General features: G+C 73.5%; 12 protein-coding genes and 1 tRNA gene. 6 read left to right on the forward strand and 7 right to left on the reverse strand.

Annotation, left to right across the window (positions count from 1 at the left end; all coding sequences use genetic code 11):
* Nucleotides 1-7: 7 nt before the first annotated feature.
* Nucleotides 8-1,192 (forward strand): aminotransferase class V-fold PLP-dependent enzyme, encoded by a 1,185-nt coding sequence (locus ACFYZL_RS08820; RefSeq protein ID WP_388677323.1) that lies wholly within the window; start codon nucleotides 8-10, stop codon nucleotides 1,190-1,192.
* On the opposite strand, the gene cobF is transcribed toward ACFYZL_RS08820, so the two are convergent.
* On the reverse strand, nucleotides 1,179-1,931 hold the full coding sequence (gene cobF, locus ACFYZL_RS08825) for a precorrin-6A synthase (deacetylating) (RefSeq protein WP_384750348.1): 753 nt from the start codon (nucleotides 1,929-1,931) through the stop codon (nucleotides 1,179-1,181). The genes ACFYZL_RS08820 and cobF overlap by 14 nt on opposite strands.
* Before the next feature lie 18 nt (nucleotides 1,932-1,949).
* Between cobF and ACFYZL_RS08830 the strand changes: the two genes are divergently transcribed.
* Genes ACFYZL_RS08830 through ACFYZL_RS08845 form a run of 4 tightly spaced genes read left to right on the forward strand, consistent with a single transcriptional unit; the run spans nucleotide 1,950 to nucleotide 5,275 of the window.
* Nucleotides 1,950-2,705, forward strand: a complete 756-nt coding sequence (locus ACFYZL_RS08830; protein WP_384750352.1) for a (Fe-S)-binding protein — start codon at nucleotides 1,950-1,952, stop codon at nucleotides 2,703-2,705.
* Nucleotides 2,702-4,195 (forward strand): lactate utilization protein B, encoded by a 1,494-nt coding sequence (locus tag ACFYZL_RS08835; RefSeq protein WP_388677328.1) that lies wholly within the window; start codon nucleotides 2,702-2,704, stop codon nucleotides 4,193-4,195. Before ACFYZL_RS08830 ends, ACFYZL_RS08835 begins: the two co-directional genes overlap by 4 nt.
* Nucleotides 4,192-4,863, forward strand: a complete 672-nt coding sequence (locus ACFYZL_RS08840) for a lactate utilization protein C (RefSeq protein WP_388677331.1) — start codon at nucleotides 4,192-4,194, stop codon at nucleotides 4,861-4,863. The genes ACFYZL_RS08835 and ACFYZL_RS08840 overlap by 4 nt, the downstream gene beginning before the upstream one ends.
* A gap of 4 nt (nucleotides 4,864-4,867) precedes the next feature.
* Nucleotides 4,868-5,275 (forward strand): VOC family protein, encoded by a 408-nt coding sequence (locus tag ACFYZL_RS08845; RefSeq protein ID WP_384750360.1) that lies wholly within the window; start codon nucleotides 4,868-4,870, stop codon nucleotides 5,273-5,275.
* On the opposite strand, the gene ACFYZL_RS08850 is transcribed toward ACFYZL_RS08845, so the two are convergent.
* The gene (locus ACFYZL_RS08850) at nucleotides 5,272-5,751 is read right to left on the reverse strand and encodes a DUF309 domain-containing protein (protein WP_384750363.1); all 480 of its coding nucleotides are present in this window, start codon (nucleotides 5,749-5,751) and stop codon (nucleotides 5,272-5,274) included. The genes ACFYZL_RS08845 and ACFYZL_RS08850 overlap by 4 nt on opposite strands.
* Nucleotides 5,752-5,865: 114 nt before the next feature.
* Here ACFYZL_RS08850 and ACFYZL_RS08855 point away from each other — a divergent pair.
* A tRNA-Pro gene (locus tag ACFYZL_RS08855) sits at nucleotides 5,866-5,942 on the forward strand.
* Between the two features lie 249 nt (nucleotides 5,943-6,191).
* Here ACFYZL_RS08855 and ACFYZL_RS08860 read toward each other — a convergent pair.
* From ACFYZL_RS08860 to ACFYZL_RS08880, 5 genes are read right to left on the reverse strand one after another with little or no spacing between them, the layout of a single operon-like run.
* Nucleotides 6,192-7,001 carry an ABC transporter ATP-binding protein gene (locus ACFYZL_RS08860; protein WP_384750366.1) on the reverse strand — a complete coding sequence of 270 codons (810 nt, stop codon included), beginning with the start codon at nucleotides 6,999-7,001 and terminating at the stop codon, nucleotides 6,192-6,194.
* Nucleotides 6,998-8,017 carry an ABC transporter ATP-binding protein gene (locus ACFYZL_RS08865; RefSeq protein ID WP_388677617.1) on the reverse strand — a complete coding sequence of 340 codons (1,020 nt, stop codon included), beginning with the start codon at nucleotides 8,015-8,017 and terminating at the stop codon, nucleotides 6,998-7,000. Before ACFYZL_RS08865 ends, ACFYZL_RS08860 begins: the two co-directional genes overlap by 4 nt.
* Nucleotides 8,018-8,022: 5 nt before the next feature.
* Nucleotides 8,023-8,901, reverse strand: coding sequence for an ABC transporter permease (locus ACFYZL_RS08870; protein ID WP_388677336.1), 879 nt, complete (start codon nucleotides 8,899-8,901; stop codon nucleotides 8,023-8,025).
* Nucleotides 8,898-9,851: an ABC transporter permease gene (locus ACFYZL_RS08875; protein WP_384750371.1), complete on the reverse strand. Its 954-nt coding sequence runs from the start codon at nucleotides 9,849-9,851 to the stop codon at nucleotides 8,898-8,900. Before ACFYZL_RS08875 ends, ACFYZL_RS08870 begins: the two co-directional genes overlap by 4 nt.
* Complete coding sequence (locus ACFYZL_RS08880; protein WP_384750373.1) at nucleotides 9,848-11,482, reverse strand: ABC transporter substrate-binding protein; 1,635 nt, start codon at nucleotides 11,480-11,482, stop codon at nucleotides 9,848-9,850. The genes ACFYZL_RS08875 and ACFYZL_RS08880 overlap by 4 nt, the downstream gene beginning before the upstream one ends.
* Nucleotides 11,483-11,546: the final 64 nt, after the last annotated feature.

Consider the following 11,546-nt stretch of genomic DNA (forward strand, 5'->3'; position numbering starts at 1 on the left):
GGAACCCGTGATCGAGCCGATACGACCCGCCGGCACCCCAGCCGGGTCGCCCGCCGACCCGCCGGGGGAGTTTCCCGGCGGGCCGGCCCTGTTCCGTCTCTCGCCCAGCGTCTCCCACCTGAACCACGGCTCCTTCGGCGCCGTGCCCGTGCCGGTCCAGGAGGCACAGGAGGCGCTGCGCGCCGAGGCCCACGCCGACCCCGACGCCTTCTTCATCGGCGTCTCGGAGCGGCTCGCCGTCGCCCGCGGCCGGATCGCCGAGCGCCTCGGCGCCGACCCCGACCACCTCTCGTTCGTCTCCAACGCCACCGAGGGCGCCAACCTCGCGCTCGACGCGATCCCCTTCGCGGCCGGCGACGAGATCCTGGTCACCGACCACGGCTACGGCACCGTCGTCGCGGCCGCCGGCCGCCGCGCACCGGTCACCACCGTCGCCCTCGATTCCCGGCTGCCCGACGAGGACGCCGTACGGGAGGCCGTGCTGGCCGCGGTGACCCCGCGCACCAAGGTCGCCGTCCTCGACCACGTCAGCTCGCCCACCGCCCGGATCATCGCCTCGCCCCGGCTCCTCGCGGACCTGCGCGAGCGCGGGATCACCACGGTCGTCGACGGGGCCCACGCCCCGGGCATGCTCGCCGACCCGCTCGCCGGCGGCGCCGACTTCTACTTCGGCAACCTCCACAAATGGGGCTACGCCCCCTCCGGCACGGCCTTCCTCGCCGTCGCCCCGCAGCACCGCCGCCGCGTCCGCGCGCTCGTCCCCTCGTGGGAGGACGCACACGGCTTCCCCCGCTCCGTCGAGAACCGCGCCACCGTCGACTACACCGGCTGGCTCGCCGCGCCAGAGGGGCTCGACCTCCTGCACCGGCTCGACGCGGCCAAGGTGCGGGCCCACAACAGCGCCCTCGCCGCCCACGGCGCGGCCCTGCTCGCCCAGATCCCCGGGATCACCCCGCTCCCGTACGACGGCGCCCTCGCCATGCGTGCCCTGCGGCTGCCGCCCGGGGTCGCCGAGACCTACGACGAGGCCGCGGCGCTGCGCGAGCGGATCGCGGCCGAGCAGGGCATCAGGGTGCTGATCTGGCCCTGGCCGGGCGGCGGAGGCATCCGCGTCTGCGGGCAGATCTACAACCGCCCCGCCGAGTACGAACGCCTCGCCGCCGTCCTGCCGTCGTACCTCAGGCGCGCCTGAGCAGGTACGTGTCCATGATCCAGCCCTTGCGGGCCCGGGCCTCGGTGCGCAGTTCCTCGATGCGCCCGGCGACCTCGGCCAGCTTCCCCGAGACCAGGATCTCGTCCGGGGTGCCCACGTAGGCGCCCCAGTAGATGAAGAGGTCCTGGTCCAGGTGGGCCGTGAAGGCGTGCCGCGCGTCCAGCATCACCACCACGTCGTCGACGTCGTCCGGCCAGCCCTCGGCGAGGCGGCGGCCGGTGGTGATCTGGACCGGGCGGCCCACCCGGTTCAGGTTCGTGCGGTGCCGGGCCAGCAGGGCGGAGATGCTGCTGATGCCGGGCACGACCTCGTGCTCGAAGGCCACCCGGCCCCGCTCCAGGACCTCGTCGAGGATCGCGAGCGTCGAGTCGTACAGGGACGGGTCGCCCCACACCAGGAACGCCCCGGTCTCGCCGTCCGCCAGGTCCTCGTCGATGAACCGCTCGAAGAGCTCGGCCCGCGCACTGCGCCAGCCGTCCACCGTCGGGGTGTAGTCGGAGGGGGTCCGGTCCCGGTCCGGGTCGCGGCCCTCCACCAGGCGGTGGCCGGGGCGGGCGTGCTCTTCGAGCATCGCGCGCCGCAGCCCGGTCAGGTCCGCCTTCTCCTCGCCCTTCTCCAGGATGAGGAATGCGTCCGCCGCGCCGATCGCCCTGACCGCCTGGAGGGTCAGGTGGTCCGGGTCGCCCGCGCCTATGCCGATCACTGAGAACTTCTTCACCCGGCTATTGTGCCCACCATGCGCGTCGCCCTGTTCGTCACCTGCGTCAACGACGCGCTGTACCCCCGGACCGGCATCGCCGTCGTACGCCTCCTGGAGCGGCTCGGCGTCGAAGTCGACTTCCCGGCCGCCCAGAGCTGCTGCGGCCAGCCGCAGTACAACACGGGCTATCGGTACGAAACGGAACCGCTGCTGCGGCGTACGGCCCGGGCCTTCGCCGGATACGAGTACGTGGTCACCCCCTCCGGCTCCTGCGCCGCGATGATCCGCGAGCACTACCCGCGCATCGGCCGCAAGGCGGCGCAGGAGGGGCGCGGCACCGAACTCGCCCAGGCGGCAGTCTCTCTCGCCCCGCGCGTGTACGAACTCACCGAGTTCCTCGTCGACGTGCTCGGGGTCACGGACGTCGGCGCGCACTTCCCGCACACCGTCACCTACCACCCCTCCTGCCACGGCCTGCGCGGTCTCGGACTCGGCGACCGGCCCCGCCGCCTGCTGGCCGCCGTCAAGGGGCTGGAACTGGTCGAACTGCCCGGCGCCGAGGAGTGCTGCGGCTTCGGCGGCACCTTCGCCGTCAAGAACCCGGCCGTCTCCACCGCCATGGGCGCCGACAAGATCGCGAACGCGGCCGCGAGCGGGGCCGAGGTGCTGTGCGGCGCGGACAACTCCTGCCTCGCCCACCTCGACGGCCTGCTGCGCCGCGCGGACGCCCCGCTGCGGGCCCTGCACCTCGCCGAGATCCTGGCCGCGACCGAGGAGGAACCCCTGTCATGACGCGCACGCACCTCGGCATGCCGGCCTTCCCTCCCACGTTCCCCGCCTTCCCGCAAGCGGCCGGCGAAGCCGTACGGGACCAGGTGCTGCGCGCCAACCTCCGGCACGCCACCCACACGATCCGCGACAAGCGCGCCCGGGCCGTGGCCGAACTGGAGGACTGGGAGCAGCTGCGCGCCGCCGGAAAGGCGATCAAGGACCACACGCTGCGGCACCTCGACCACTACCTCCTGCGGTTGGAGGAATCGGTGACCGCCGCCGGCGGCACCGTCCACTGGGCGGCCGACGCCGACGAGGCCAACCGCATCGTGACCGACCTGGTGCGGGCGACCGGGCAGCGGGAGGTCGTCAAGGTCAAGTCCATGGCCACCCAGGAGATCGGCCTCAACGAGGCGCTGGAGGCGGCCGGGATCGCCGCCTACGAGACCGACCTCGCCGAGCTGATCGTGCAGCTCGGCCACGACCGGCCCTCGCACATCCTGGTCCCGGCCATCCACCGCAACCGGGGCGAGATCCGCGACATCTTCCGCGCGGAGATGGGGGAGTGGGGCCGCCCGGCGCCCGAAGGGCTCGGCGACGACCCGCGCGAACTCGCCGAAGCGGCCCGCCTGCACCTGCGCGAGAAGTTCCTGCGCGCCGAAGTCGCCGTCTCCGGCGCCAACTTCATGGTGGCCGAGACCGGCACGATGGTCGTCTTCGAATCCGAGGGCAACGGCCGCATGTGTCTGACCCTGCCCCGGACCCTGATCTCGGTCGTCGGCATCGAGAAGGTCGTCCCGACCTTCCGCGACCTGGAGGTCTTCCTCCAGACGCTGCCGCGCTCCTCGACGGCCGAGCGGATGAACCCGTACACGACGATGTGGACCGGGACGACCGACGGCGCCGGCCCCTCCGCCTTCCACCTGGTGCTCCTCGACAACGGCCGCACCGACACCCTCGCCGACGAGACCGGCCGCCAGGCCCTGCGCTGCATCCGCTGCTCCGCCTGCCTCAACGTGTGCCCCGTCTACGAACGCGCCGGCGGCCACGCCTACGGCTCCGTCTACCCCGGCCCCATCGGTGCCATCCTCAGCCCCCAACTCCGCGGCAGCGGAAGCGAGATCGACGCCACGCTGCCCTACGCCTCCACCCTGTGCGGGGCCTGCTACGAGGTGTGCCCCGTCGCCATCGACATCCCCGAGGTACTCGTCCATCTGCGCGAGCGGGTGGCCCAGGGCGGCCCCGTGACCCGGGAGGGAATCCGGGTGACCGTCCGCCCCGCGCACGGCCACACCGCCGAACGGGCCGCCATGCGCGCCGCCCGACTGCTCCTGGACCGCCCGGCCGCCCTGCGCGCGGGCGAACGCCTCCTGGCCAGGGCCCGCAGACTGGCGCCGCGCCGCCTCCCGGGACCCGGACGGGCCTGGACCGACACGCGCGAACTGCCCGCCCTCCCCGCGGAGTCCTTCCGCGACTGGTGGACCAACCGCGAACGGGAGACCCCGCAGTGAGCAGCAAGGACCGCATCCTGGCCCGCATCCGGCGCGCGACCGCCGACCCGGCAGCCCCCGGCCCGGCAGCCCCCGACCGGGCAGCCCCCGGCCCGGACACCGGCATCCCCCGGGACTACCTGCGGGTCCACGGCACCCGCACCCCGCCCGAAAGCGCCGACCTGCTCGCCGCCAACCTCGCCGAGTACCGCGCGAAGGTCCACCGCACCGACGAGGACGGCATCGCCCGGCTGCTGATGCGGCTCCTGGCCGTGCGCGGTTCGAGCACGGTCCTCGTACCGCCCGCCCTGCCCCCGCACTGGCTGAAGGAGGCCGACCCGGTCCGCGTCCACGACCGGGCCGCGTCCACCCCGGCCGAACTGGACAGGGTCGACAGCGTGGTCACCGGCTGCGCCCTGGCCATCGCCGAGACGGGCACGATCGTCCTCGACGGCGGACCCGACCAGGGTCGACGTCGCATCACCCTGATCCCCGACCACCACATCTGCGTGGTCCGCGTCCCCGAGCAGCTCGTGGACTCCGTACCCCAGGCCCTCGAACGGCTCGACCCCACCCGCCCGATGACCTGGATCTCGGGCCCCTCCGCCACCAGCGACATCGAACTCGACCGGGTGGAGGGCGTGCACGGCCCGCGCACCCTGGAAGTGGTCCTCCTCGGCGCACAATGAGGGCATGCCCTCCCACATCGCCCTCACCGCCCTCGTGGTCCACGACTACGACGAGGCCATCGACTTCTACACCCGCGCCCTCGGCTTCGACCTCGCCGAGGACACCGCCCGTCCGGACGGTTCGCGCTGGGTCGTGGTCCGCCCGCCCGGCGCCACCGAATCGGCCCTCCTGCTGGCCCGCGCCAAGGACGACGCCCAGCGCTCCCGCGTCGGGGACCAGACGGGCGGGCGCGTCGGCTTCTTCCTGTACACCGACGACTTCCCGCGCGACCACGCCCGGATGACCGCCGAGGGCGTCCGCTTCCTGGAGGAGCCGCGCCACGAGCCGTACGGCTCCGTCGCCGTCTTCGAGGACCTGTACGGAAACCGCTGGGACCTCCTCCAGCCCGCCGGCCAGACCCCCGCCGGCTAGGACCCCGCCGGTCCGGTGAGCCGGGGCGCCTCGCGGGCCGGGTCGACGGGCCCGCCCGCCTCGACCCGGCCCGCCAGCTCCAGGGCCCATCCGACCAGCCCCGCCACGTCCATCCCGTACGCCTCGTCCATCCCGGCCAGCACCCCGGCCCCCCGGCGCAGCAGCCGCGCCCCGCCGACCGCGTTCCCGCGCGCGGCGTGCGTCAGCCCGACGGCGAGCTGCGCGAGCCCCCGCCACAGCGGGGCCTCCGCCTCGGGCCCCGACTTCCACGCGTCCTCGAACACCTCGTGCGCGTGGAACGGCATCCCGGCGTCCAGCAGCCGCTGCGCCTCGCGCACGGTCTCCGCGGGCGAGCGCACCACCCCCTCGGGCTGCCGCTCCACCCCCGGCGCCCCGTAGGGCAGCGGCCGCCCCAGCCCGTCCCTGGGCCGCGCACTCCGCGCCCGCCCGTCGCCATCCCGATCCCGTACGTTCACCGGCCCATCCTCTCCCGGGGCGATTACCGGTGCATGCACACCCCTCGGCGTGGGGTAATGTTCTGCATGTGCCGCCGGTCAGGGGAAACCCGGAGAGACCGGACGAAGGTGCAACGGGACGTGGCGCAGCTTGGTAGCGCACTTGACTGGGGGTCAAGGGGTCGCAGGTTCAAATCCTGTCGTCCCGACCATGCTTTTCAGCAGGTCGGAGGTCGTTCTCTCACTCGTGGGAGGGCGGCCTTTCGTGCGTCCGGGGCCGGGTGGCCGTCGTGTCGGTCCGGGGGAGCGTCAGGACCACCACCCGTGCCGCGTGTTGTCCGTGCGCGGCGGCGCGGGTGGGGCGTCGCATTCGGGAGCGGCGAGGGCCTGCCGGCCTCTGCCGGCCGCCGACGGAGGCGGATCGGGGCGGGGCCCGGCCTCCGTCGGCGGTGGGGTGGTGGTCAGGTGCCCGCGGGGGACCGGCGCCTGCGACGGGGGACCGAGTCCAGGAGGAGCCGGGTGTACGGGTGTTCCGGGGCATCCAGGACCCGTGAGGTCGGGCCCGTCTCCACGACCTGACCGGACTTGAGCACGAGGACCTCGTCGGCGATGTGCCGGACCACCGCCAGGTCGTGCGTGACGAACAGGTAGCCGACCCCCGATGCGCTGCGGATCCGCCCGAGGAGTTCGAGTATCTGCGCCTGGATCGACACGTCGAGCGCCGCGACGGCCTCGTCGAGGACGAGGACCCGGGGCTCCACGGCAAGGGCACGGGCGATCGCCACGCGCTGCCGCTGGCCGCCCGAGAGGTCGCGGGGGAGGGCGGAGGCCTCGCGCGGGCCGAGGCCGACCTGGTCCAGGAGCCGGGTGACCCGGGCGCCGCGGCCGGCCGCGTCGAGATCCGTGTGGAGGCGCAGCACCTCGTCCAGGCATCCGGAGACGGTCACCCGGGGATCGAGCGAGAGGTACGGATCCTGGAAGACCATCTGGATTTCCCGGGCCCTGGCCAGCCGTTCCGCCCGCCGCCGGGGCAGCGCGGAGCGGTCCCGGCCGTCCAGGCGGACGGTCCCGCCGTCCGGGCGCTCCAGGCCGACGAGCATCCGGACCGTGGTGGTCTTGCCGCTGCCGGACTCCCCGACGATCGCGAGGCAGGCCCCGGGCGCCAGGGTGAAGGAGACGCCGTCGACCGCGGTGTGGTCCCCGTACTGCTTGCGCAGACCTTCGACGACCAGTCCCTCGGCGACCGGTCCCTCTTTCGCTGAGGCGGTCACAGCGTGATCCCTTCGTCCGCGCGGTGGCAGGCGGCGAATCCGTCGCCGTGCCGGGTGAGTACGGGCTTCTCCTCGGAGCAGCGCGCCACCGCGTGCGCGCAGCGCGCGGCGAAGGCGCAGCCCGGTGGGGCCTCGGCCACGGAGACGGGACGCCCGGGGATGGGCCGGGGCGCTGGGGCACCGGCTTCGATGCTCGGCGTGCAGGCGAGCAGACCCGCGGTGTACGGGTGCCGGGGCCGGTCGAACAGCTCGTCGGTGCCCCGCGTTTCCACGATCCGGCCCGCGTACATCACGTACACCCGGTCACAAACGGTGGCCGCCAGTTCGAGGTCGTGGGTGACGAAGAGCAGACCCGTGCCGCGCTCGGCGCGCAGCCGGGCGAGGAGTTCGACGATCTCCGCCTGGGTCGTGACGTCCAGGGCGGTGGTCGGCTCGTCGGCGACGATCAGCGCGGGCTCGGCCGCGAGCGCCGCGGCGATGACCACCCGTTGGAGCATGCCGCCGGAGAACTCGTGGGGACGGCGGCGCAGGGCGCCGCGCGGGTCCCGGATGCCGACCGCGTCGAGGAGTTCGAGCGCCCGGGCGTCCGCCGTGGCGGCCGGGGTCCCGGCCGCGCGCAGGCCCTCCGTGAGGAAGTCGCCCACGCGGCGCAGCGGGTTCACGGAGGCGCGCGGGTCCTGGAAGACCATCGCGACCTGCCGGGCCCGCAGCTCGGCCAGCTCGGTGCGGTTCATGGTCAGTACGTCCCGGCCCGCGACCCGGACCTCGCCGCTGGTGCTCGCGCCCCCGGGCAGCAGCCCGAGGACGCTGCGGCACGCCACCGACTTCCCGGAGCCGGACTCGCCGACGAGACCGACGCTCTCCCCCGGGCCCACGCGCAGGTCGACCCCGTCCAGGATCGGCCGCGCGGCCCGGTCTTCGGGCAGCCGGACCCCGAGCCCGTCGATCTCCAGGACCGGCCGCCGGCCGCCGGCCGGGACCGGAGTCGCGTCCTGCCGTTCCCGCTGTTCCTTCATGCGGTTCACCGCTTCCGCCTCGCGATCCGGTCGGCGAGGCCCTCGCCGACGATGCCGAACGCCACCACGGCGAGCACGATGCACGCGGAAGGCGCGAGGGCGGGCAGCATCGCCCCTTGCTGGACGGCCGCTTGGCCCTCGTTGATCATCGCGCCCCAGTCGGCGGTCGGCGGCTGCACTCCGAAGCCGAGGTAGGAGAGCGCCGCCAGGTCCATCAGCGCGTACCCGAAGTTCATGGCGGACTGGGCGAAGACGGTGGCGGCGATGTTGGGCAGCAGGTGGCGCAGGCAGACGGTCCAGCCGGACCAGCCCTGCACCCGGTAGGACTCGATGTAGGGGCGGGCCTTCTCCTGGCGCGCGATTCCGCGTACCAGCCGGCCCACGTACGGGGTGTAGGCCACCGCCATCGCGATCACTGGCGCGGTCATCCCCGAGCCGACGACCGAGACGAGCAGGATGGCGAGCAGGAGTCCGGGAATCGCGAAGACCATGTCCATCGAGCGGGACAGGACGGAGTCCGCCCAGCCGCCGCGCCAGGCCGCCACCACGCCGAGCAGGGTGCCGAGCAGCGTGGAGACGCCGACGACGAGCAGCGGGCCGAGGAGCCCGGTGCGGGCCCCGTACATCAGCCGGGACAGGACGTCCCGCCCGGACTGGTCGGTGCCGAGCAGGTGCTCGCCGGTGGTTCCGGCCAGGCTCGCCGACAGGTCGAGGGCCTCGGGGTCGTACGGTGCGAGGACGGGGGCGAGCGCGGCGATCAGGACGAGGACGGCGAGCACCGCGACCGAGGCGGTGAACAACGGCCCCTGGGCGAGGAGGCGCAGGGGGCGCAGGCCGGGCCTGCGGCGCAGGACGGCGGGCTCCGGAGGAGCGGTGGTGGTCATGAGGAGCCTTCCCCGTGGAGCGACAGCCGGGGGTCGATGAGGGGTGCGAGCAGGTCGACCGCGAGGTTGACGAGGACGAACGCGCCGACGCTGAGCAGGGTGATGGCCTGCACGACGGCGAAGTCCTTGGCGGTGACCGACTGCACGAGCAGGGAGCCGAGACCGGGCACGTCGAAGGCGGTCTCGACGATCGAGGTGCTGATGAGGAGTCCTGCGAGCATCGTGCCGCCGACGGTGACGACGGGGCCGAGCGCGTTGCGCAGGACGTGCCGCCGGACCACGGTCCGCTCCTGGACTCCGCGGGCGTGCGCCACCTCGACGTGTTCCCGGCCCAGTTCGTCGAGCATCGCCGAGCGGGTCACCCGGGCGAGCAGACCCGCGAAGGTCAGCGCCAGGGCGAAGGCCGGCAGGGTCAGGTGGTGCAGCCTTTCGGAGAATCCGACGGGCGTGCCGCCCGGGCCGGGGAACCAGCCCAGGCGGACGGAGAAGAGGGACACGAGCGCGATCGCGGTCACGAAGGACGGGGTGGCCGTGGCGACGCCGCTGCCGAGCAGCACCGCCCGGTCCAGCGGCCCGGGGCGCAGCGCGGCGAGGACCCCGGCTGCCACGCCGATGACGGCGACGAGCAGCGCCGCGTACCCGACGAGCAGGGCCGTGCCGGGCAGCCGGGATCCGATGAGCGCGGAGACGTCCTGGTGGAACTGGGCGGAGGTGCCGAAGTCGCCCTGGAGGACACCGCCGAGCCACTTCCCGTACTGCACGGGCAGCGGGTCGTCCAGGTGGTACTGGGAGCGCAGGGCCGCCACCGCCTCGGGGGTCGCGGGGCGGCCGTGGAGCAGGAACGACACCGGGTCGCCGGGCGCCAGGTGGACGCTGCCGAAGACCACGAGGGAGGTCACGAACAGCACCGCCACCAGGCCGATGATGCGTCCGATGAGGTAGCGCGTCATTTCGCCGCGGCCCCGATCGTCGCGGCCCACGGGTAGTACAGCTGGGCGATCCCGGTGGGGGCACCGGTCACGCGCTTGCCGAGGAAGACCATGTAGGGCGCCTCGTAGAGGGGGATGACCGGCAGTTCGCGCAGCGCGATCTTCTGGAGTTCGGCGGTGAGGTCGGCGCGCTTGGCGGCGTCGGGTTCGGCGTTGGCCCGGTCGAAGGCGGCGTCGTACTCGGCGTTCGACCAGTTGCCGTAGTTGCCGAAGTCGCCGGTGCGCAGGTACTGGTAGAACTCCAGCGGGTCGGGCGTGTTGTCGTACCCGTTGGTGATGACCAGGTCCAGGCCGGCGCGTGCGGCGGGGTCGACGAAGATGCTGCTGTACGCCTCGGGGGCCACCGACTTCAGCTCGACGTCCAGGCCGATCTCACGGCCGGCGGCCTGCACGGCGTTGGCGACGACGCTGATCTCGGGGGCGAGCGTGCTGGTGACCAGGGTGATCTTGCGGCCGGCGGCACCGGCCTCCTGGACGAGCTTCTTCGCGGCGCCGACGTCGTGACCGGGCTCGGGCAGCGTGTCGTGGAGCGCGGCGGTCTTCTCCGGGGCGAGCGCCCACGCGCCGCGCGCGGCGGGGGCCTTGGCGGGGACGCCGATGCCGCCGGCCGCGGCCTTGATGATGTTCTTCCGGTCGAGGGCCAGGGACAGGGCCCGGCGCACCTTCGCGTCGCCGAGCGGGCCCTTGAAGTCGAGCACGGCGAGGTTCGACGCGGCGGTGTTGGGGCCGAAGAGGACGGTCCCCTTGGCGCCGGACCGCAGCTGTCCGATCGTCGCGGGGGCCACCATGTAGCCGCCGTCGGCGGTGCCGGACAGGAAGGCGTTGGTGCGGGCCGCCACGTCCTCGATGAAGGTGAACTTCACGGTGTCGGCCTTGGGGACGAGCCGGGAGTCCCAGTAGGCGCCGTGCTTCTTCAGGGTGATCTCGGTGCCCTGGGACCAGGTGTCGAGGGAGTACGGACCGGTGCAGTTGACCTTGCCCGAGGGGGTGCCGTAGTCCTTGCCGGCCTTGGCGAGGGTGGCGGCGCTCTCGATGGTGCCGGGGGAGGCGGCCATCAGCTCGTGCAGCAGGACGTCGGGCTTGGTGAGCCGGAGCGTCACCTCCAGCGGGCCGGTCTTCTCGACGGCCTTGACGTTCTTGAACGCCGAGCCCCAGGGGGAGCCGGTCGCCGGGTCCATCTGGCGCTGGAGGGAGGCGACCACGTCGTCGGCGGTCATGGTCGTGCCGTCGTGGAACTTCACGTCGGGGCGCAGGGTGTAGACCAGCGTGAGCGGGTCGGGGTTGTCGTACTTCACCGCGAGGCCCGGCTCGATCTTCATGTCGGGGGTGACCCGCATGAGCTGCTCGCACACGTTGGCGAGCACGGTGTTCGGCGGGTAGTCGTACGCGAGGGCGTAGTCGAGTGTGTAGGGCTCGGCGTAAAGGGACCAGGTGAAGGAGTCCAGGGGGCCCTGGGCGGGCGGCGAGAGCGGAGTGACCTCGAAGTCCGAGCCGCCGGCGGTCCTGGTCGGGGTGGCGCCGGAACAGGCACCGGTGGCGGCCGCGACGGCGGCGGTACAGAGGAGGAGCGCGATGGTTCGGGGCATGCGCATGCAGACCCACCCCTTTACGGGTGTAGTGACGGGCGCTGGGGGATGGAGCGAGTATTGATGCGGG

It is taken from the genome of Streptomyces sp. NPDC001717 (assembly GCF_042892775.1).
Classification (GTDB): domain Bacteria; phylum Actinomycetota; class Actinomycetes; order Streptomycetales; family Streptomycetaceae; genus Streptomyces.

What these genes read in the sequence shown, in the direction of transcription:
- ACFYZL_RS08865 (WP_388677617.1), bottom strand. Translation starts at nt 8,017, where the DNA reads ATGAAGGAACAGCGGGAACGGCAGGACGCGACTCCGGTCCCGGCCGGC.
- ACFYZL_RS08830 (WP_384750352.1), top strand. Translation starts at nt 1,950, where the DNA reads ATGCGCGTCGCCCTGTTCGTCACCTGCGTCAACGACGCGCTGTACCCC.
- ACFYZL_RS08880 (WP_384750373.1), bottom strand. Translation starts at nt 11,482, where the DNA reads ATGCGCATGCCCCGAACCATCGCGCTCCTCCTCTGTACCGCCGCCGTC.
- ACFYZL_RS08875 (WP_384750371.1), bottom strand. Translation starts at nt 9,851, where the DNA reads ATGACGCGCTACCTCATCGGACGCATCATCGGCCTGGTGGCGGTGCTG.
- ACFYZL_RS08870 (WP_388677336.1), bottom strand. Translation starts at nt 8,901, where the DNA reads ATGACCACCACCGCTCCTCCGGAGCCCGCCGTCCTGCGCCGCAGGCCC.
- ACFYZL_RS08845 (WP_384750360.1), top strand. Translation starts at nt 4,868, where the DNA reads ATGCCCTCCCACATCGCCCTCACCGCCCTCGTGGTCCACGACTACGAC.
- ACFYZL_RS08835 (WP_388677328.1), top strand. Translation starts at nt 2,702, where the DNA reads ATGACGCGCACGCACCTCGGCATGCCGGCCTTCCCTCCCACGTTCCCC.